The following is a 21,676-nucleotide window of genomic DNA, read 5'->3' as shown; positions in this document are numbered from 1 at the left end:
CTACTCCACGTCAAAAAATAGCGAGAGCTGCTTCACTTGCTGTTGATGTGAGGCCGCCCAGCTATTGTAGATGGAAAGTGCCCGCGAGGATGCGGTCCAGAGTTGGGAGTTAGTGCCTCGTCTGCTCAGCCAATCAAGCAAAGATTTCAATGCAGCGTGTGGTTTGAAATTGTCGTTTTTTAGCGTGTCTGAGGCATTAATACCACTGCCCTCGAAACAAGCTCCGATTAGGACCAATGCCTGATCCAAATCTGAGGTAAGCTTGCGTTTATGTTTCCCCTGCCAATCCTGAGCGAACTTAAGGGGATCAACTAACGTGAAGATCTTATTCTTTTCACTACACCAGCCACGGTGTTCAAACTCGTCAGGTGCGATGCCCGAACCGCGCATGAACTTTTGCATCTGGTCACGAGCAACTTCGGTTTTACCGTCAAAAATGCGTAGGAACTGCCTCGTAATTGGCTCGGCAATGACTGGCGGCGGCTCCTGTATCCGGTTGACATCCTCATCTATGAGTTGGTTGATGCCGACCAGCGCGTCGCGAACGCTGATGGTGCGGCCTTCGTCAACGAATACCTTCCCATAGTGTCGTGAAAAATATTCCAGAGCCTTACCGCGTCGGATCACTTGGAGGTCAGCTGCAGGAAGGCCCTCTTTCGCATGGTTTTCCAGCATACCCTGCAACTGATGGACATCAGCCAATACTTCTCGGCGCATCCGGCCCCAGCTGACTGCCATAGGTTTTTCAGTGCGCTTCCGACAGACGTGGATAATGTCATATTCGATAGTTTTAGAGCCGAATTCACCTTCACCTTTGGTTTCATCGGATCTAATCGGATATGTAGCTTCAAGGTAAAAGCCGGCGTCAAAGAGTGACTCTAGGACAGCGACCCAAGGTTCATCCTTGCTATGATGGAATGTGAAGGCTAGAATGCCTCCGGACTTCATGATGCGATGAGCTTCTCGCCAGCATTGTGTCAGAAGCCGTTGGTAGAAACCATCTGGGTCTTCGGGCTCAAGACCTTTGTTTGCAACAACTTCAATTGACTTTGGAGTATGGTTTCCCGTGAATATATTTTGATATTTGTCTTTCAGTGGCATTCGGAGCCACGAATAGAAAAAGTCCGAAAGGTCGGAATAGTGGATTAAAGCTCCAAATGGCGGGTCAGTAATAACCAAGTCAACGGATGATTCGGAAATCTGTGCTATCTCAGTTGAAGACCCCTGTGTAATTACAGCACCAGTAACTGCATCACCTGGCCATACTTTTTCACTTTTCCCTGCAAAAGCATCTGAAAATTGGGGCAAGATCCTCTTTAGCGCTTCCACGCTAACGGAATCCCATGGGCTTTTAGTCCACTCCAAACCTTCGAGAATACCATTGGAAGAGGATAACCAGTTGCCTCTTCCAAGTCTTGAAAAAACACCATTTTCGACAGATGTCGATTTTGGGTGAAAATTGTTGTTGGAAAATAACGGTTCAAGCTTGTCACCTTGACTGTTCCAAAAACAATATAAATTTTGATTTCTCAGATATTGTTGAAAAGCGCCTAATACATACTCTCGAACATCCCATTTATATGTTCCAGCTTCGGTTATGGCTTTCAGTAGTAGCGAATTAACGAGCAGTTGTCTCGGGTTAAACATCGTCCACCAGTGTGTAAACCCATGGCTAGGCTGAATATACAGCTTGCTATCGTTCCCAGACTCATAATGATACAACTCGTCGCGTGGCCAGAATTCCAATAAGTCTTTATTTTTACGTTGTTCCCATTCTGCTGCGGCAGCGTCATACTGCAGAGCCAGCTTGTGTGCAAATGGTGCAAAAAACCGTCCGTTGTAAGCTGCGCCGCTTTCATCAGCAACTGGAGCGTAACCTTGAATTGCGTACGCCGCAATTGGCCCTGTTTTTTTTGTTGCTTTTATAGCTTCTAGTACATCATTCCTTGTGCCGTCTGCTCGACAGACGAATGTTGACTGTTCAGATATTTTTATTGCTACTCCTTCGCTATCTAGTTCTACTTGTTTGGTCTGTTTATTGATTTTGTCTTTTAGTGCGGCCGTTCCACCGCGCGCATCAGTTATAATTACTACTCCAGTTTCCGGACAAATTACCGATCTAGGCAATATCCCTCTAACTTCTAATAAACGGATGGCATTGGCACGATGCTGATTCCAGAGTGTGGTTGAAGCAGCGTCATCCTGCGCTGAACCGCCAAAAAGTTGATCGCTTTCGTTGGTTTTAGGCGTACCATCGAGCCATTGAGGATGAACAAGTAACGACAACTCAACCTTTTTTCTCTTCCCTTTTCCTGGCTTATTCCCAATTATATGACTGCACTTAGGGCACTGAGCACCGCGCTTCGAGTCAAACATCGAATATGGGTACTCTGCAGGGGAAACGTAAAGAGGAACATCGGGAGCCATGCGCGCAACGGCGTCCTCAATGTGAAAATAGAAGCCACAACTACTACAAGTATGATCCCAATATTTGACGGACATGGTTTTTACCGCCATCACTGGACTTGCCATGATCGGGGTAAGGTGTCCGCAACCGGTAACCTGACATGGGCCGTGCTTGGCCCAAAATGTATAGATGATTTCCGGGCCTTCGTAGCTGTACTCGTGTCGCTGCTCAGGCGTTAGACTAAGGGGGTCGAAATTGACCCCCATTACTCGATTAGTAGCGATGTGAGTCCATTTGCCTTTCTCGCCATTTGGGCCATCACAGTAATAATATGGCATTATCTGTGGTTTGACTTCTGCCTCAATGTCGGCAAGTAAGCTCTTCACCTCGTCAAGGTTGACGTCGGCCAGTTCCTGTTTGACGACGAACCACGCGACTGGATTCAGGTCATTACCAAACATTTGCATCCCAAGGCGTGAACCCTCGACCAATGTGGTGCCACCACCCATGAAAATATCTGCGACCTTCAAGTTCTTGAAGGCACCTTTCTTCTTATGGTTGGCGTAGTAATTGTCCCACACGAGCTTGGCCGCATGTGATTTGTCTTCAGGAGCTTTTGTTGCAGCTGCAATCAACATTGAGCGGAACACACTAGAGCGACGCCGTGCCCACCATTTAGACATCTGGTAGATCGGCTTACTCGCATTGCCCTCTATAACAGCTACCTGATTGACCGGCAAAATAGGAAAGTCGATTTCTAGGCAGGTCTTGGGACGATTTGGATCGTTGAAATCAACGGTCTCAAGTTCAACGGCCTTGCCTGCGCCGACAGCTTTAGCGATTTCTTGCGCTAAGAGCTCTTTCTTCGTTGCCATGTGGCGCGATCCTTATTTCGTGAGTTCGACGAAGGGCGACAGCACCTCTAGCAAAGAGAGGCCGCCATGCGTCAATGTCGGGTAGCCTCCCTGACTTTTCCACTTCCAACGCCCAACCGCAAGAAGGTGGTCACCATGGGGGCTGGTAATCTGCATTGCCACGGGAGGTACAAAAGGTCCGGCTTTACTGCTGCCTGCGATGCTGCGCCCGCTGGAGAAAGTTTTCTTGAGGAACTGCCCAACCTCCCCATCCGCGTCGGGGAAATATCCAGTGGCAGCATAACCATGGTCAGACGTGATCACCAGCCGCCGCCCGGTCGCCAAGCGTTCAATGAATGTCCAAAAGTCGTCGCTACTCAATTGCTCGGCAGTATCATGCGTAAGCATGTCGAGACCCTGACCCGCGCCTGAACCATCATGTACCTTGCTATCTGGCCAGTGGTGCCAAAACACCCAGTTCGGAGCACTATTGATCAGGCCTGCGCAATCCTTCCACGCGATATCTACAGACTCAGTCTGTGCAGTCTGGAGTTTGTGGGCTAGGCCGCCATTGTTGCTTTGAAGCTGGCTACGACTCCCAAACCCTAACGCCTGCGCAAACTGGTTGGTGTCACCCGGCAGTTCGGACGCAGTGGCCGTGACCCCCTGTAACGTGAACCCGCGCTCCTTGGCCCCTTGGGTCAGCCATGGAAGCTCTCTGAGCGACAGGCCATCTAGAATCAAAATTGCTTTTGCGCTGTAGGGTTTTGCCCACCATCGCACGATCCTATCTGAGGTCCGCTCTACCGTGTCACCGAATGCCCGCCACAAGTCCCATCCGCTCGAAGAAAGAAAGTAGTCGAGCATTCCAATTTCACGGTCACGTTTGGTGACTTCGCTCTGGGCATTTGTAGCTGCCAAGGGCTTGGACGAAATTTCAACGGCCGTGTCGATGATGATGCGCCATGCGTCTTCAGGGGTGCCTTTGGTTAGGCATTGAAGGACGTTGGCGTTTATCGCCATCAGTTGCTCTCCTTCTCAAGAGCAAGTTCGAAGGTCATGCCATCGGGCAGTTTCTTGAGCAGATCCTTGAGTTGAGCACCTGTCGCGGCCGACACCTTGATAGAGACCTCGGTTACTGGAGTCGCAGCGTCGATGCCCCAGCCCTCAAGCTTGCCAATCAAATTTAGAGGTGATGTGGGCGGATTCTTATAACTCACGCGTGGTTTGCCAGTGGTAACCGTTGTGCCGCCGAAAATCCCACCTCCACCGGGTGGCGGAACCGTCGTTCCACCAGAGGTTGTGTCGTCTCCTGAGGGCGATGGGGTTATTGTGCCACCCAAAAGACTTCCGCCACCCGGATCACCAGCAGGCGGGGTAGTCCCCCCAGTGGTTGGCACGGCAGAGGGCTCAAGGAAGAAAATTTCGTCAAGCTGGCGTCCAGTGGATGAGAGCTTGGGGCGCAAACGCTTCCACGCGGTCTCCTCATCCTCTCCCGGCTGTGTTTGAAGGTACTCCATCCCTCTCAAATTGATGGCCACCTTACCCCGTGCGCAAAGTCGCAGGATGCGCTCTTTCATCAAGGTTTCGCCCAGCCAGGGAATGCAGTCCAGCCCACCAGGCCGTGGCTCCTGTAGCTCTTTCAGTAGCTTGCCAACCGAGTAGTTCTCGGTGGCGTATTGCATCACGAGGTCCTCAAAATCCTCAGGCACGAACAGATCGTTGAGCAAGGCTTCCTCGATAACATCTGGGATTTGAGACCCTTGCTTCTTCAGACTTTCAACACTGAAACGACACTGGCTCGGATCGGTAAAATCCCAACGATTAAGCACAGCGAACCGATCGAAGCGCTTCTTCAAAATGTCACGAAGTTCGCCCTGGTACTTGGTTTGCAGTTTTCTATATTCTGGGCTCTGGCTGCCCCATTCATGAGCTTTCATTTCGGCGCGTGCTAGGATCAGTAGGTCGCGGTCGTGGAACGAGTTTTTTGAACCAGCCCGTGGCAATAAGAATCGGATGGTGTTCCGGCGCTTCTGCAGGTGGTCCTTGAGCCAGCGTCCCAAACGCTCGTCGAGCTTATTCGGCTCCTCCGGGAGGACAAGGATTGGCAGACGGTCGTCCCACTTTTCCGGATGTTCGGATTCATCCAACGTCGACCAGGGGTCAGATACCCAGGACTTCGGTAACGCAATTACGCGAAATTTTTTTGCGACTTCTTCTGTCCCACCTATGACGTAGCGGACTTCCTTGGCGAGTTGGGCTAGGTCAGAGCCATCCGAGAAAAGCTTGTCGTTGCGGGCACAGGCCATCAATTTCGCTTGCGGGTTTTCTTCCTCACGGAAGACCAGCCGGGGGCGATCCTGGTGAATGTTGAAGCTATTCTCCACAATGGTGGCTAGTTCAACCTGAAATGCATTGTTGTCGATTGCCTTGCTACGAGTAATATCCGCTTGCAGGGTGGCAGGCTCTGCTCCAGCGAGGTTGCCCACAGCAATAGACCGTAGCCAGAGTGACCCGATGATTTCCTGGAGGTGTGGGGCGGTACTGGCGTGGTCCGGGACAGCTTCGGTCACTGAAATGATGTTCTGTTGCGCCTTGGCGCGTAGGGTACGGTGGTGTGCGTTTGATACCGAATCCAACAAGGCGCCAATCCCCGAAGCGTCGTCATCGAGTTGGAAGTCCGCTGCGGTGAGAACCGGGACAACCTCACCACGGCTCTTGTAGAGGTTCGCCAGGATGCGGATCATATCACGTGTTTCTTGTGCGTCCGTTGCGATTAGCACCTGCTCTTCGAGTAGACGCAGCAGGTGTGGCGCATAGGGCCAGGATTCGATGAATTCCTTCCGCTTGCGTTCTTGCTCTGAAGACGGAACATCCATTAAGCGAAAATACTCGGATATGTGTACACCCATTAACGATTCGATGGCAGGGGCAGGAGTCTGCAAGCGGTTGTCAAACAAGCGGTGTAGAAGCATTCGCCGCCTATCTTGCTGGATGCGCTCAGGGTTGCCACCAGCCTTGAAGTCGATAGCGACCGGGTTTACGCGGTGCACCTGCTGGTAGGCATCGCTGCCGCCATTGCGAACGGAGATAACGAGCACAAGTAGTTCTGGGTGGCCCTTCGCAATTTCGGAGAGAATCTGAATGAAATTGAATGCCCATTGTTTCCAGGGGTATTGCTTGGTGTTGGTGAGGCCATCGTACCAAGTCTGGAATTCGTCTAGCAAAAGCATGGTCGGGCTCTGGCGTAGCATTTCGAGAATAAGCTGATCGGAGGGGATATCCGTCTTCCCCGTCCCCATACCTTCCCATTTGCCCTTGATGTAGGTGCCATGGGGGTGCCGCTCGAACAACAAATCCCAAAGAAACTTGTAGCGCTGCCGGTGCAGACTCTCACCGATGACCAGCATACCGCTGCGAAGAGGGATTGCCCCAATCTGCGGTTCGCCAAGGGTGCTTGCCCATGAGTTGAGCCATGCGCCAGTTGAGGCCGAGTCATTCACCGCGTGGTAGAGTGCCGCCATCAAGTGAGACTTACCAAGGCCCCGTTCACCAATGACTACCACCGGGCGTCCTTGGTTCGGGCCAACGGCCTCGATACCTTTTAGGATGTCATGGGTCGGGTAAGTTATCTCAAGGAATTCCTTCGCAGCGATTTGGGTCGCGCCGGTGTTCGATTCGTTGGAGAGCTCAATGGCTGTCCCTTTAAGGCGTTTGCCCCGAAACTCATCTCGAAGAGTCAGTCCAAGCATTATCCTTGCCCTCCATTAATCTCAATAAGAATAAATTTATTATTTACGCTTGGCAACGCAGCGCGAAATTGTAACCCACAAACATACTAAACTGTTCCATAATTACACTAGCTGAAAATATAAATGACGGCAAATCGGACAAGCCGAAACACTTAAACTAGACCATGAAGCATTTCAACAATTGCATATTGTCCATTTTAAAACTAAGAATCTAACAATACACCATAGAAAGCGAGCGGCACAATCAACAGCCAAAATTTTTGACACAGCTGCAGCATATCCCTAGCGACAAAACAATCCAAGTGCAATCAACTATGAAATTGGAACAAAAAAAACTATTCAAAAAGTGCAGCATGCCAAGCAAACATTTACAAATATCACAATTTGGGGCATTGACTCACTAGAATATTGCTCAATATTTCCTGGATCGTCCCTTATAGCTGCCTTTATTATCATAAATTTTATAAGAGTCGCCTTTGTCACTTTCTTTCACACGCCCTTCATAATTCCCTTTAGAATCGTAAATCTTGTCGTTATTGACGCGCCCTTGATAGTTGCCTTTGTTGTCGTAAATTCGGACAGTCTTCCCGTCCGAACTTTCCTTCAAGCGTCCCTCGTACCGACCACGGGCGTCGTACATCTTATCGTCTTGGACCCTGCCCTGATACCGCCCTTTTTCATCGTAGAGCCGGTAGTTGTCGTTGTCGCCATTTTCGTGGGCAATTGCCGACGCGGACATTCCGACCAGCAGCAGGATAGCCAACAGGAACGTTTTAACGGCTCTTCGCGGCAGCATCAGCTTCTCCTTGGGTTGGCAGGGGAAGGGCAGGCCAACGCCCCTCTCTTCATCACTTCACCAATGGGAACGCCAAAATGCCGGTTCCTCATTCAGAGAGGAAAGCCGGCATTTTGACGTTGTATCGGTCCCTACGGCCATACCCGGATGACAAGCGACTCTTGGGATACCATTTCTTAGGATTACTCGGAAACACGCACCCTATCAAGGGGAGGACGATGTTGGACCAAAATTTTCCAACCAATCCAGACCATTCAATACCAAGTAAGTATGTTAAGCAGCTTCAGGCAGTTCCTCATTCAGGCGCATGTACCCGTTCTGGTAGTCATCGGAGTCAAGGACACAGCCCCACCAATTGCGCCCCATCGCCTTGGCCTGGACCACCGTGGAGCCGGAACCAGCGAAGCAGTCAACGACGCTGTCCCCGGGAACAGTCATGGCCCCAATCAACTCCCGAAGGAGACCCGCCGGCTTTTCGGTCTGGTGGAACTCGTTCTTAGCGTTGGGATACTCGAAGTGGTCATTGATAGCATTATACAGGACAGGCTTCCCCTTGGTGGCATAAATAATTTTCTCGGTGATGGGGCGAAGGCCGCAGATAAGAGACCCTTGCGTGTGCTGGGACTTCTTCCAAATAGCCACTCCCTCGTAATGGTAGCCAGCCGTCTTGATAACGTTAATGAAGTCCGCCAGCATCTTGTCGCCACTAAACACAACGATATACGAATCATCCTTCATCTTGGGGTAGAGCTGCTCAAGGCTTTCTTTAAGAATACGGGTCGCATCCTCGGGATTGTCGTTGGCGATGGTCCGGTTAGTCCTGTCAGAAATGGAACGGTACGTACAACCATAGGGAGGATCAGTCAGCAGAAGAGCCACAGAACCATCAGGAATTTCATGGATGTGTTCGAGGCAATCGCCTTCGACCCACGAAGCCATCTCCTTGTTGTTCACGTTCATGATAGAATTACAGTATTTGACAATGTTCCGAAATTTAAGCCGTTCAACGCCATTCTGGTCAGTTTCAAGGCCATGCTCGGCAAGCCAATCGTAAAGTTCATTAATATTACCAGCTCCAGGATTGTTTTCATAGAACTGCTTAAGGCGATTAAGCTCATAAAAAACAGGAGCAATGATGTGAAAACTCGTATGCTTCAACATAGAAAGCTTAATAATCTTTTCATAGGGCAAAAAGGCGTCGATCCATTCATCACCGTTATCCATCTCCATGACCTTCTTCACGAGACGGATTCCCTTCTTCAGATCGGGGGTGCCATACTTACCGTTGACCACGATCTTGGACAAACCCAACCAAGACCGATCATTAAGATTCTTAAAGTCACACAAAACAGTGGCCTTGCTGCGAAGCTTCATTTTATCCTCGTAGGTCAGTTCAGCCTCAATGCGCTTGTACACCTTGGCACCATCACGGTACAAACGGACGTTCTGGGGGTGCTTACGGATCTTTTCGGCGTAAAGCGTGAGGTCGCTCTTGTTGCCCCGGCCACCCGCACGCGCCTCGAATCCCAGAGCATGAATACCGATGTCCAAGGCAGTCATCTCCTGGCACTTGTTCTCGTGGATCAAGGCCATGTAGGCTTCGTCGTCGTCCATTTCCACAACAATGCAAGGAAGTTCATCGATATTTTCCTGCTTGGCGGCCTCAAAACGAATATGGCCATCAATAATTTCAAAGGTGTTATTGGGAATCTGGCGGACCTTGAGAGCATTCCCAGGCTTAAGACCGTTGTTCTGGCGAATGCTATTGCGGATAAATTCAATCAAGTCCTGATCCATAACAGCGCGAGAATAACCAGAGTTGGGAACAATGTTCGCCGTAGCAATGAAAGTGATGGTGTTCATGTCTTGGCTCCTTTGCTTTTGCGTTCAAGCTGGAGCCAATGCTAGGCGGGATGGGGTCCTCAATGGGGATCAACGAAAACTAGCCCACGGATCCTTTGAAAAAATTACTGCAAAACAAGATACATACGACTATCGCGGGCCTACGCCGAAACCATTTTGCCATTTGCAAGCCTTTTGGCCCGTGGTAAGGCCCCTCGATCAAACATGTCGCCAGGAGGAATTCACTTATGCCTGCAGACGCACAGTCCACCTCGGATTTGAACCTGGGTTTCGCGCGCTTTTCCTTCTCCAAAGACCGTTCAATGACAGCAGCGATTCTCCTTGGTTCTGACCGAGTCCCCGCCCATGGCGTCACCGACACAGAGGTTGGGAGAATTTCACACGCAAACACTATGGAACTCATGGCGAAGTTCCCATTTGAAATCTGCTCCAAGCTCATCTCCATTATGGGCAAAGACTTGGTTGCGGAGGCTATCTTTAAAGACAAAGAAAATAATATTGATAACTTCTACGACTATTGCACCCTTCAGCTACAGAAAGTTTTGTTTTTGCTTAACCCGTCTGCTTTTCCTGTTCGCAATTCAGCTCCTGCGGAAGTCCTTCTCCTTATTAGCGAATATATTATTCTTCTGAACCAACTGTGCGGCACATTCGAATCAAATCCAGACAACTACTTTGAAATTCCATCACAAGAGACCATCATTGAAGAAATCAAGCAAATTAAAACACAGTCATACGACATGGTCTTCGCCTACGAATTTATTCGTTTTGTCTGTTTTTATTATACGATCTTTATTGACCTAGAAGAACATGAAGTGGATGGCGTCAATGTCATCAAAGCCAAGGACAAGGATGTTCTCTCTGATTTTCTTGGCAACATCTTCATTGGAAGAGACAGAGCATCATACAATATTGTTCCCGCAAGCGCCGAAGACTCTGGCTACACGACCGTAATCAATTTCATCAACACAGGTTCTATCAATATTCTGGCCAAATTTTCATGTGATTCTCAGGAATTGATAAAGCTCAAGACTGTTCAGGCTCTCATGATTCTTGAAGAAAAGATCAAAGCAAAATGTTCCAAAATTCTATACCACTGGAATAGATTTATCATTGAACCACGAGAACTGCAGCCTGCAGGTGTATTGAGGCTCACTGCTTGGTGGGAATCGATATTGTCAGATACCATTTTCACCGAACAACTCTGTAAATTTAATGCGCTAGTAGGCCGGCTAAGCGTGATAGGGATCGAGACCCACTCCGACAAGTTTCAAGAACTTGGACAGCAAACCGTCGATATCTACAAAGAATACAATACAATTATTGAAGAAAAACTCCCAATGAGAATGGATACAATCCTCCCCAAAGCAGAAGAAGAGGCCGCTTTGCTCTACAACGTCATGATTGGGAAAATTCGCCCTGAATTTGACTCACGACGTTATTCAGCTCAAAAGCTTTCCACATGCAGTCAAGACAGAAGAAAGCGGATGCGTGATTATTATAATGCAAATTCAGAACATTTTGTTAAGATTTCTCTACAGCACATAGACATGCTTACTTTGGAATATTTAAAGCTTGACCGCGAATTGCACAAAGACTTCTTGTCACAAGTCGCTAACGACTACGGGTATAGCCGTGTTTCGAAGAAATCCATTGGACGGTGGATTGCCAACTACAAAAAGAAAAAACGGTCCAACCATTAACCATTTTCGAGATCAAGCCCCCCCCAAAAAGGATCCACCAGGGCCTAAAATCGGGGCCTCCTCGCCTCCCACTCCTGGGCTACAGTGGGGTCATTGGAAGCAATGATCCCACTGCAAACAACAGGAGATTGACATGCTTAATCCGCACGGCAACTTTAACTTTGGCATTATTGAAGGGTGTATCTCGCAGGTTCACGGGGATGACGACAACAACGACAAGCTTTGTAACTTTTCTTCCGTGATTGTTGAAGAAAGGACTGTCACCGACGGCATCAATTCCAAGATTTATTTCCTTATCGAAGCGGCCCTTTGCGACGGTTCTCCCCTCCCGAGCATTTGTGTTCCGTCCGACAAGTTCGACTCTCTGCGCTGGATCAGTGAGTACGGTTCGCTCGCCATGGTCTATCCCATCAAGCAGGTGAAGCACCTCCTGCCCCTGGCGATTCGCGTGATCAGCGGAGTGGTGCCGAAAAAGACGGTCGTGAGCCACACGGGCTGGACTGAATCCACCCACGGTCTCGGACACACCTACCTGACGAATGGCTCCGCGATTGGCACCGACATGGACGCCGCCGCCTACGAAGTCTCCATTGAAGATCCTCGCTTGAGCAAGATCTCCATTAACCCGGCCGATGACCACGAAGCACTTGTCCAGTCTGTCCAGTCCTGCCTGGCTCTTGCCCAGATGAACCCGAGCAAAGTCATTCTCCCCCTCCTGGGGGCGACCTACCTGGCCCCGCTCCAGGGCATGGTGCCTCTTGATCTCTCTGTGTTTCTTTACGGCGCGACCGGGTCCTTCAAGTCCCAGCTGACCATGCTTTGCCAGAGCCACTATGGACGGGAGTTCCACGATAACCTGCCCGGCAACTGGACCTCCACCGAGAACGCCCTCGAAATCATGGCCTTTGTTGCCAAGGATGCGCTTTTCGTCATCGACGACTTTGCCTACCTGCGCAACGAAAAGTCCTCTTTTGGTTACAAGGACTTGGAGAAAAAGGCGGAGCGTATTTTCCGTGGACAGGGGAATACCGCCGGTCGTCAACGGATGTTTCAAAACGCGTTGGCCCGGAGCTTTTTTTCCCGTGCCATGATTATGACCAGCGGCGAAACGTTGCCGAGGGGTGACAGCCTTCTTGCTCGTCTTTTCGTCGTCCAGCTCAACAAGGGGGATATTGATTCCAACGAACTCACCGAGATGCAGCAGTATGCCAAGGACGGCATTTTTGAAAATGCTATGGCTGGTTACATCAAGTGGCTTGCTACTAATTACGACAGTCTTAAGGATTTCATCCCTGCTCAATTCGAGAAGATGCGTGAGCAGTTCGGCGAACTTCGCGCTATCCATTCCAGGACTCCTGACAATACTGCGAAGCTTTTTATTGGTCTTGGGATGTTCATGTATTACGCAAAGAGCATCAGCGCTATTACTGATGCCGAGGCATCGATGTTTATGGACCATGCGAAGGCTGTCTTCCTTGAACTCGGATACAACCAGAATCAGGTTTTCTACTTTGATGATGCTGTTGACTTCTTCTTCGATCAGGTTATCGAAGCCATGACCGACGGAGCGGGCCACTTTAACTTCATTAACCCCAACGAATTCCATTCTTTTGAACGTAAGGGATTTATTGGCTGGTCTAACGTCAACGGTGAGTGGCAAAAAAATGGATTTTGCATGGGCTGGATCAATGGCAATAACCTCTACCTGCTGCCCGCCACCAGCTACGAAATCGCTCACAACAAAACTAAGTCCAAGGGATTTAACCTTGAAACCAAGGGTCGCCTTTGGAAGCGCCTCCATGAACGCGGGATTGTCCTGAGCAGTGATCCTGACCGCATTGGTACCCGCAAGTTCGTGAATGGTATCCACCACCGCGTTCTTCATTTGGATTTCAGTGAATGCTTTAAGGACACCTTCCGTCGTCGCGGGGAGGGTGCCGAGAATGGACAGGAAAACAATATTGCTCCTGAAATGCTGCCTCATGGGAACGAGGACGGCTGGGATTCTCATGTCGGTTCGACCGGAACTGACGACTTTTACACCGACATTTAGCCCTGCTGGACCATTCAAAAGACGACAGCCCCTGCGCCATAACGGCCAGGGGCTGTTTGGCTTTCAAGAGCCTCCCGAGTGCTGACTGCCACGAGAAATGCACCGCGCCCTGGCGTATCGAAGGTCTGGCCATTTTCCGCGTGTACGCCAAGCACAGGGCAGTTTCCACCTCAGACGGCCTAGCGCCCTATTTGCAAATAAAAACTCCCTGTGTGCCTTTCTGCGCAGAATACGAGATGGGTTAAGGTTGGCCAACAAAATGCCACCTAACCCGAATAGTGCTGTTCGCCTTGCCCATGCCTATGCCCCCCCGGCCGTGCTGGATTAGGGCACTCTCGGGAAAATGGGCAAATGGTCACCGGGGGGGCACATTGGCTATGACTGGGTAGGGCGACGACAGAGGACCCATTCGACGCAATTAACGGGGCCAATTCGGGCCGGATTTTTACACTAAGATGTCCTTAACTATCAAAGAAGGACATCACTTTGGAAAAGAAAAAATCGAGACACAACTGGGATGTAGTTTTCAATTTTGTCCCCTTCGAGTCGCAAGAGCAGAGAGACTTGCATTACAATATCTTTGTTAAATCCATTTTTTGTCTAAAGAATTGCGATAGTACAAAAACTGAGTCTACCGAAGAAGCTAAAGCTGCTTAGGAGTTTCGCAATACTATTGATGAGTTAAGACGGCTGCCGGTTCGATTAGTTACCAGAGATTCTATCCCACCCCACCCCTGCCGTACCTTTTTTTAGGAACTGTTCAATCTTCCGCAAGTTTCCCCTCTTTGGCTTGACTCCGCGTATTTCCCAGTTGAGGATACTGCTCTCGTCAACGGACAGAGCTTCGGCCAAGTCAGTTATTTGAAGGCCGAGGTCCATCCGTTTTTTTCGGATTTCCTCTCCAAGAAAGCGGGGCGCTGCGGGGTATCCTTTGCAGAAGATTGTCTTGGGAAATTCAAAGTGTAAAGTCATATAACTATTCAATAATGCTGAATAAATTGAGTTTGAAATCTGTACCGAACCCTTGCCCGTGCGGCTACCTGGGCGACGAGCGCCATGCCTGCGTGTGCGGCGACGCCGACGTGCGGCGCTACCGGTCGCGGCTTTCCGGGCCGCTACTCGACCGCATCGACCTGCAGGTGGAGGTGCCGGCGGTGCCGTACAAGGAGCTGCGGGCCGAGGCCTCGCCGGTGACCTCGGCGGTCATGCGCTCGCGGGTGCTGGCGGCCCGGGCGGTGCAGGCGGCGCGCTTTGCCGGCTTGCCCTTTTCGGTCAACGGCCGGCTGTCCGGGCGCTGGCTCTCGAAATTCTGCGCCCTTCCCGACGAGGGCCACGCCTTCCTGGACGGCGCGGTCCGGCGGCTGGGGCTTTCGGCCCGAGCCCACACGCGCATTTTGCGCATCGCCCGCACCATCGCCGACCTCGACGGCGAGGCAGACCTGCGCGTGGAGCACCTGGCCGAGGCCGTCAACTTACGGAATCTGGACCGGCAGCGGCTGGGGTAAAGTTATTGTTTCCGAGCGGATTGGATTCCGATAAGGTGTGCGCATGGTCATCGACTTAAATTTCGCACCACGGCAAACGAGCACGTTGTCGGCTATTTCAGTAGCTGGCTTCAAATCTCTTATTCATGAGCAAACGCTTCACATTAGTCCATTAACAATTTTAGCCGGCGCCAACAGCTCCGGCAAGTCAAGCATAATGCAGCCCCTATTATTAATGAAGCAAACTTTAGAATCCCCTTACGATCCTGGAGTTTTTCTACTTGACGGGCCAAATGTTCGGTTTACGAGCTCCCAACAAATATTATCCCGCCCCAAAATAAACAATGGCATTTTTTCCATAACAATACACGACAGATACAAATCAACAACATTAGAATATAGTGAAAATAGCGATTTTGGACTTAATATTAACAGAGTGACACTGAAAGAGAAAGATTCCACCTCATTCACTCTTTCTGAAATGACCACAATAGAAGATGTATCTGCTTATCTACGATCAGTCAGAAGCTATCTTCACGTCACCGACATAACAGACATCAACTTTACAATAATAAAGTCACGCATCTCGCTGGACCTTACTGCAAAATTCAACTCTATTTTCGGCTGCAAAAAAACAACAATGTCGATAACAACTAATTTTTTTGACGCAGAAGATGAAATAACGAATATCATCCACCTGCCTGGATTACGAAGAAATCCAGAACGATCTTACAAAACATCAGGCGTCGGGAATAAATATTCTGGGACATTTGAAAACTACGTCGCAAGCATAATCCGAATATGGCAACAAAACCGCAGTGACAATATAATAACTATATGCAACCACTTGCAATATGTAGGATTAACATCGATTATTTCATCAACAGCGCTAGACGCAACCCAGGTAGAGCTCAAAGTCGGCCGACTTCCATATTCCTCTACAGACGGCGACTCCGATTTAGTTAACATCGCCGATGTCGGGGTTGGCGTTTCACAGGTCCTCCCGGTACTTGTGGCACTCCTCGCCGCCGCCCCCGGGCAGCTCGTCTACATCGAGCAGCCGGAAATCCACCTCCACCCGCTGGCGCAATACAAGCTCGCCGCCATCATCGCCGAGGCCTCCAAACGCGGCGTGCTCGTGGTCATCGAAACCCACTCCGACATCCTCATACGCGGCGTGCAGACCCTCGTGGCCAAGGGCGAACTCGATCCGGCCATCGTCAAGCTCCATTGGTTCTCCAGAAGCCCCGAGGACGGCTCGACCACCGTCACCTGCGCCGAACTCGACGAGACGGGCTCCTTCGGCGACTGGCCTCAGGACTTCGACACAACGGCCCTCCTGACGGAGAAAGCCTACCTCGACGCCGTGGAAGAAAGGCTTTCCCGCAATGAAAAGTAAGCAGCAACGGACGGCGGAAAAAACCGCCAAGGAGATCGTCGTCGATGCCTCCGTCGGCAGGTCCGCCGGACGGACGGACCACCCCGTCTCCAAGGCCTGCCGGGAATTTCTGGAAACTTTCCTGGAAAATACGCAGCACATTGTGGCTGTGAGTTCCCATACAAAAGACGAGTGGCTCCGACACCAATCCCACCTGAGCGCTCGATGGCTTGTGGCAATGTTCAGCAGACGCCGCGCTAGAATGGTGCATGTCACGCAAGACAAGGGACTCTGGAGCGCCTTTGGTGACAGCAACCTATCGCCAAAGGCATTTTCGAATCTCCATAAGGACCTGCATCTGATCGAAACCGCGTTACAGGCACAACGACGCGTGGCATCCAGCGACGATACCGTGCGCGCGATCTGCCCGAAATGCGTCGATATACGAAAAGAAATCGGTGAGATTGCCTGGGTCAACCCAGTCCATGAAACGGAAAAGCCCGTCGAGTGGCTGCTCGCCGGCGCTCCGCGAGAAGAACGCCACCTTTTGCGGAGCTACACACCCTAGCCCGCCGGGAAAATACGCCCTAGCCGGCCGGACGCACGCCCACGACCTTGGCCACGGCCCGCAGGAGCTGGTCCATGTCGCAGGGCTTGGTCACGAATTCGTCCATGCCGGCGGCCAGGAACCGCTTGCGGTCGCCCTCCAGGGCATAGGCCGTCAGGGCCACCACCGGCAGCCGCCTGTTGACCCCCGGCACCTCGCCGTTGCGGATGTGGGACACGGCCGTGAGCCCGTCCATGACCGGCATCTGGATGTCCATGATCACCACGTCCACCCGGTCCAGGGACAGCTTGCGCAAGGCTTCCTCGCCGTTGTCCGCCTCGGTCACCTCGTGGCCGAGCTTGCGCAGGCTGCGGGCCAGGGCCAGCCGGTTGACGGCCTCGTCCTCGACCACCAGGATGCGCAGCGGCGACAGCGTCGTGGGCGCGCTCGAGGCCCCCTCCTCCGCCTGCCGGTCGGCCACAGGCCACAACGGGATGGTCAGGGAAAAGGTGCTGCCAAACCCCGGCCGGCTCTCCACCCGGATGGTGCCGCCTAAAAGCTCGGCCAGACGGCTGGCGATGGAAAGCCCCATGCCCGTGCCGCCGAACCGCTTGGTCAGGCATTCCTCGGCCAGGGCGAAACTCTCGAAGATGTCCGCCTGTTTGTCCTTGGGGATGCCGATACCGGTGTCCAGCACGGCAAAGGCGAGACACAATCCACCGAACTCCCTTGAAATATACACCTGCCTGGCCTCCACCGCCTCCCGGGCGTCCACCAGGCGCGCCCGCAGGGTCACGCCGCCGGTCGGCGTGAAGCGAATGGCGTTGTCCAGCAGATGGGCCAGGATCTGGCGCAGGCGGAAGGGATCGCCTAGGAGCCTGTCCGGCAAGGCGGCGTCGATGTCGCACTCCAGGCTGAGCCCGGCCAGGCCGGCCCGCACCGAATAGGTGCCGCGCAACGAATCCAGCAGCCGGCGCAGGGAAAATTCCCGCAGCATGGGCGAAAGCGAACCCGATTCGACGCTGGCCAGTTCCAGCAGGTTGTCGACGATATCCACCAGCCGGTCGGTGGATTCGCGCACCGTCTGCCAGTATTCGCCCTCCCGGCCCGAGGCGCCCTCCAGGATGGCCAGTTGGGCCATGCCCAGGATGCCGTTGATGGGCGTGCGCAGTTCGTGGCTGATGTTGGCCAGAAACTGGGTCTTGGCTTGGCTGGCCGCCTCGGCCCGGCGCCTGGCCGCGTCGAGTTCCTGCTCCACGGCCAGCCGGGCCGCGCCCATCTCCAGCAGCGTGGCCAGCCGTTGGGTGGACCGTAAATCCCGCTCCAGATAGGGCTCCCCGGCCTCGGCCAGCAGCAGGATGCCGCCGGTTTTCCCCTCCCTCCGGCGCAAGGGCACGGCCAGGAACCGCGTCACCCGCCCCATGTTCGGAAAGCAGGGGCAGACGTCGTCCAGGGTTGCCTGGCCGTTGTGCCGCAGGGCCAGGCCGTCGTTGAGCACCGGCGCGAACGCGCCGCTGAAACGGCCGGCGACATCGGGGTACAGCTCGCGGATATGGGCCGGGTCGGCCGGGATGACGCCCTGTGGCCCGATGGTCACCAGCCAGTCGACGCGGCCCGTGCGCCGGTCGACCAGGCCGAGGGTCCCGAGGCTGCTGCCGGTCAGTTCCATGGCCCGGGAAAGCACCAGCCCGGACATGCCGGCCATGTCCAGGTCGCCGGACACCAGCGCCCGGGCCGTGGCGGCCATGGCCGTACTGACCCGGAAGGCCTGGCGCATGAGCACGGCCGCCCGCGCCCGCGAGGCCGAAAGCCGCAGCACATGGAGCCCATGGGCCACGTCCGCGGCCATTTGCCCAAGCAGCGCCACTTCCTCGCCGCCGAACTCCCGTTCCCGGCGCTCGTAAATGGTCAGCGCCCCGACCACCCGCCCGCCCAGGCGCAGCGGCAAGGCAATGGCCGAAACATACCGGGAAAAGGCCGCCGGCCGGTCGGGCCAGTTGCGGAAAAACGCCTCGTCCTGGAACCGGGGCACATAGACCAGGTGCCCTTCGCGCATGGCCGTGCCCGCCGGCCCCTGAGCCCGGGCACCTCCGTCGCAACGGATGTCCAGGCTGTCCAGCCACTCGGCGTCCTCGCCGGCCCGGGCGGCCACGCGCACCCGCCCGCCCCCGGCCGGATCGACCATGCCCACCCAGACGAGGTCGTACCCGGCCCGGTGCACCAGCACTTCGCACACGCTGGTTAAAAACGCGTCGCGGTCCACGGCGTGGATCAATTCGTGGTTGATGGCGCCAAGGGCGGTCAGCGCCCGGTTGCTGCGCAGCAGGTCGGCCCGGGCCGCGCCGACCTCGGCGTCGCGCTGGCGCAAGGCCAGCCGCAGCCGCAGGTGCCGGTCCACGGCGAAACCGGCCAATGCCGCCGCCAGGGCCGCCAGCCCCGCGCCGATGGCCGCCAGCCCCCAGGCTCCCAGAACCGGAAACACCGCCGCCAGGGCCTCCCGACAAAGCAGGCCGACCCAGACGGCCACCCCGCCCACCACGGCGAAAACGGCCAAGCCCCACGCGAAGGCGTATGCGCCAGGCACGGTGCGCACGGAGGCAGGTGAGTCGGTTGAAGCCACGGCAATACTCCCGTATGGATATCCTTACAGGCTGTTTGCCGAAAATAAAAGCGCCTTTCCATTCTCACGAAAAAAATCGTTTGCGCGATCCTGGCCGAGGCATGGGACGAGGAACCGGGGGAAAAGCCGGCGGCCCCTTGACTGGGGGGCGCGGCCTGGAGTACGAATTAAGCGCGCTTTGGCGCCAAAAGACCCGAAGGAGTTGAGGCTATGAGCATCGTATCGGAACTCGTCACGAACATGGGCCATTCCACCGAGCAGGGCTTCTTCGGGGTCTCGGCCATCTACATCTACATGGCCATCATCGTGACCGCCGCACTGCTGCGTGTGCGCGCCAACATCAAAAGCGACCATCACTAGGCCGGCCGCGCGGCGCACCGCCGCGAGCCCCCCAGGTCTTGCAAGCCGCCCTTTCGGGCGGCTTTTTCATTGCCGCATCCCTCACGCCTCGCGGATCATTTCCATGAGGTACTGGCCGTAGGCGTTTTTGAGCATGTCACCGGCAAGCCTTTCCACCTGGGCGGCGTCGATGTAGCCCATGCGGTAGGCGATCTCCTCGATGCAGGCCACGAGCACGCCCTGGCGCTCCTGGATGGCCTGGACGAAGCTGGCCGCGTGCAGCAGCGACTCGTGGGTGCCGGTGTCGAGCCAGGCGTAGCCCCGGCCGAGGAACTCGACCTTGAGCTTGCCGCGGCGCAGGTAGACGTTGTTGAGGTCGGTGATCTCGAGCTCGCCGCGCGCCGAGGGGTGCAAGCCCTCGGCAACGGACACCACCTCGTTGTCGTAGAAGTACAGCCCCGTCACCGCGAACTTCGACTTGGGCTGGGCCGGTTTTTCCTCGATGCTGATGACGTTTTTGTCCGCGTCGAACTCCACCACGCCGTAGCGGTGCGGATCGCGCACCTTGTAGCCGAAGACCACGCCGCCCTCGGCCAGCTTGGCGCAGCGTTGCAGAATATGGGCCAAGCCCTGGCCGTAGAAGATGTTGTCGCCAAGGACCAGGCAGACCGAATCCGAGCCGATGAACTCCCGGCCGAGCAAAAACGCCTGGGCCAGGCCCTCGGGCTTGGGCTGCACCTTGTAGGAAAACGACATGCCGAGGCTCTCCCCGTCGCCGAGCATCTCCCGGAAACGCGGCAGGTCGGTCGGCGTGGAAATGATGAGCACCTCGCGGATGCCGGCCAGCATCAGCACCGACAGCGGATAATAGATCATGGGCTTGTCGTAGATGGGCAAAAGCTGCTTGCTCACCACCCGCGTTATCGGATACAGCCGCGTTCCCGAACCGCCCGCCAAGATGATGCCTTTCATCCCTTCTCCTCGCTTGCTTCCCCGCCCGCCTCGGACGTATCGTTGGCACGCTTTTGACCCAACGCCACACAAACCGCAAGGCCCAAAGGACGCCGCCATGCCGCAAACCCTTCGCCTCGTCGCCGCCAACGCCGTCTCCCTCGCCGCCGGCGACCGGCTGCACCTGCTCGCCTCGCCCGCCCCGGAACTCGGCCCGTGCCTGACCGCCGCCGACGGCCGCCTGCCGCGCCTGACCGCCGGCACCCGCCTGACCCCCGTGGCCGGCGGGCCGCAACTGCTGGCCGTCGGCGTCTTTTCACGGCCCGGCCAGGCTGACGCCCCGGCCGGCCGGGTCGTCGTGGCCAAGGCCCTGGCCGACGGCAAACTGGCCGCCGGCAACTGCGACTGCCAGGTGGAAAAAACCGGCCTGGCCCTGGCCTGGATCACCCTCAGCGACAAGGGCAGCCAGGGCCTGCGCCTGGACGCCGCCGGGCCGGCCATCGCCGAAACCTGCGCCGCGGCCCTGCCCATCGCCCTGGCCCAGGGGCATATCATCCCGGACGAGCCCCGGGAACTGACGGCGCTCCTGGTCGACCTGGCCATCACCCAGGGTTTCGACCTCGTCGTCACCACCGGCGGCACCGGGCTTTCCCCCCGCGACACCACGCCCGAAGCCACCCTGGCCGCCATCGAGAAGCGCCTGCCCGGCTTCGAGGCGGCCATGCTGGCCGCCTCCCTGGCCAAGACCAGGCATGCCATGCTCTCGCGGGCCGTGGCCGGAACGCTCGGCCAGGCCATCATCGTCAACGTGCCCGGCTCGCCCAAGGCCGTGCGCGAAACCCTGGCCGCCATCCTGCCGGCCATCCCCCACGGCCTGGACAAACTGCGCGGCGACCCCGCCGATTGCGCCCAGGCGTAAGGACGAGGAA

General features: G+C 54.5%; 14 protein-coding genes and 1 pseudogene. 7 read left to right on the top strand and 8 right to left on the bottom strand.

Features of this window, described 5'->3' with window-relative positions; translation table 11 throughout:
- The 5 genes from ACP59X_RS04740 to ACP59X_RS04720 form a co-directional block, all read right to left on the bottom strand.
- Entirely contained in the window at positions 1 to 3,282 is a 3,282-nt protein-coding gene (locus ACP59X_RS04740) for a hypothetical protein (protein ID WP_428565594.1), read from the bottom strand.
- A 12-nt stretch (positions 3,283 to 3,294) separates the two neighbouring features.
- Positions 3,295 to 4,284 (bottom strand): hypothetical protein, encoded by a 990-nt coding sequence (locus ACP59X_RS04735; RefSeq protein WP_428565592.1) that lies wholly within the window; start codon positions 4,282 to 4,284, stop codon positions 3,295 to 3,297.
- The gene (locus tag ACP59X_RS04730; RefSeq protein ID WP_428565590.1) at positions 4,284 to 7,013 is read right to left on the bottom strand and encodes a DUF499 domain-containing protein; all 2,730 of its coding nucleotides are present in this window, start codon (positions 7,011 to 7,013) and stop codon (positions 4,284 to 4,286) included. Before ACP59X_RS04730 ends, ACP59X_RS04735 begins: the two co-directional genes overlap by 1 nt.
- Before the next feature lie 412 nt (positions 7,014 to 7,425).
- Complete coding sequence (locus ACP59X_RS04725) at positions 7,426 to 7,809, bottom strand: hypothetical protein (protein ID WP_428565588.1); 384 nt, start codon at positions 7,807 to 7,809, stop codon at positions 7,426 to 7,428.
- A gap of 273 nt (positions 7,810 to 8,082) precedes the next feature.
- Positions 8,083 to 9,672, bottom strand: a complete 1,590-nt coding sequence (locus tag ACP59X_RS04720) for a DNA methyltransferase (protein ID WP_053062252.1) — start codon at positions 9,670 to 9,672, stop codon at positions 8,083 to 8,085.
- Positions 9,673 to 9,899: 227 nt separating this feature from the next.
- On the opposite strand from ACP59X_RS04720, the gene ACP59X_RS04715 reads away from it, so the two are divergent.
- Together ACP59X_RS04715 and ACP59X_RS04710 are read left to right on the top strand one after the other, a co-directional pair.
- Positions 9,900 to 11,375, top strand: a complete 1,476-nt coding sequence (locus ACP59X_RS04715; protein WP_428565586.1) for a hypothetical protein — start codon at positions 9,900 to 9,902, stop codon at positions 11,373 to 11,375.
- Between the two features lie 133 nt (positions 11,376 to 11,508).
- Positions 11,509 to 13,428, top strand: a complete 1,920-nt coding sequence (locus ACP59X_RS04710; RefSeq protein WP_043638451.1) for a DUF927 domain-containing protein — start codon at positions 11,509 to 11,511, stop codon at positions 13,426 to 13,428.
- A 702-nt stretch (positions 13,429 to 14,130) separates the two neighbouring features.
- On the opposite strand, the gene ACP59X_RS04705 is transcribed toward ACP59X_RS04710, so the two are convergent.
- Positions 14,131 to 14,400 carry a helix-turn-helix domain-containing protein gene (locus tag ACP59X_RS04705; RefSeq protein WP_156180973.1) on the bottom strand — a complete coding sequence of 90 codons (270 nt, stop codon included), beginning with the start codon at positions 14,398 to 14,400 and terminating at the stop codon, positions 14,131 to 14,133.
- A 32-nt stretch (positions 14,401 to 14,432) separates the two neighbouring features.
- Between ACP59X_RS04705 and ACP59X_RS04700 the strand changes: the two are divergent.
- From ACP59X_RS04700 to ACP59X_RS04690, 3 genes and pseudogenes are all read left to right on the top strand, one after another.
- Positions 14,433 to 14,933: pseudogene (locus ACP59X_RS04700) on the top strand (magnesium chelatase subunit ChlI family protein); the annotation flags it as partial.
- 43 nt (positions 14,934 to 14,976) lie between these two features.
- Positions 14,977 to 16,311 carry an AAA family ATPase gene (locus ACP59X_RS04695; RefSeq protein ID WP_428565582.1) on the top strand — a complete coding sequence of 445 codons (1,335 nt, stop codon included), beginning with the start codon at positions 14,977 to 14,979 and terminating at the stop codon, positions 16,309 to 16,311.
- A complete protein-coding gene (locus tag ACP59X_RS04690; RefSeq protein WP_428565581.1) occupies positions 16,301 to 16,858 on the top strand; it encodes a hypothetical protein in 558 nt (185 codons plus the stop codon). The genes ACP59X_RS04695 and ACP59X_RS04690 overlap by 11 nt, the downstream gene beginning before the upstream one ends.
- A gap of 19 nt (positions 16,859 to 16,877) precedes the next feature.
- Here ACP59X_RS04690 and ACP59X_RS04685 read toward each other — a convergent pair whose 3' ends face one another.
- Entirely contained in the window at positions 16,878 to 19,457 is a 2,580-nt protein-coding gene (locus tag ACP59X_RS04685; RefSeq protein ID WP_428565579.1) for a hybrid sensor histidine kinase/response regulator, read from the bottom strand.
- A 210-nt stretch (positions 19,458 to 19,667) separates the two neighbouring features.
- Here ACP59X_RS04685 and ACP59X_RS04680 point away from each other — a divergent pair, with 210 nt between their 5' ends.
- Positions 19,668 to 19,817 (top strand): hypothetical protein, encoded by a 150-nt coding sequence (locus ACP59X_RS04680; RefSeq protein WP_428565578.1) that lies wholly within the window; start codon positions 19,668 to 19,670, stop codon positions 19,815 to 19,817.
- 81 nt (positions 19,818 to 19,898) lie between these two features.
- On the opposite strand, the gene rfbA is transcribed toward ACP59X_RS04680, so the two are convergent.
- Positions 19,899 to 20,768, bottom strand: a complete 870-nt coding sequence (rfbA, locus tag ACP59X_RS04675) for a glucose-1-phosphate thymidylyltransferase RfbA (RefSeq protein ID WP_428565576.1) — start codon at positions 20,766 to 20,768, stop codon at positions 19,899 to 19,901.
- A gap of 97 nt (positions 20,769 to 20,865) precedes the next feature.
- Between rfbA and ACP59X_RS04670 the strand changes: the two genes are divergently transcribed.
- On the top strand, positions 20,866 to 21,666 hold the full coding sequence (locus ACP59X_RS04670; RefSeq protein ID WP_428565574.1) for a MogA/MoaB family molybdenum cofactor biosynthesis protein: 801 nt from the start codon (positions 20,866 to 20,868) through the stop codon (positions 21,664 to 21,666).
- Positions 21,667 to 21,676: the final 10 nt, after the last annotated feature.

Origin of the sequence: Solidesulfovibrio sp. DCME (assembly GCF_049995385.1) — a bacterium.
GTDB lineage: Bacteria > Desulfobacterota > Desulfovibrionia > Desulfovibrionales > Desulfovibrionaceae > Solidesulfovibrio.
Note: the sequence above shows the minus strand (reverse complement) of the source record. Positions and strands in the feature narration are given on the sequence as shown.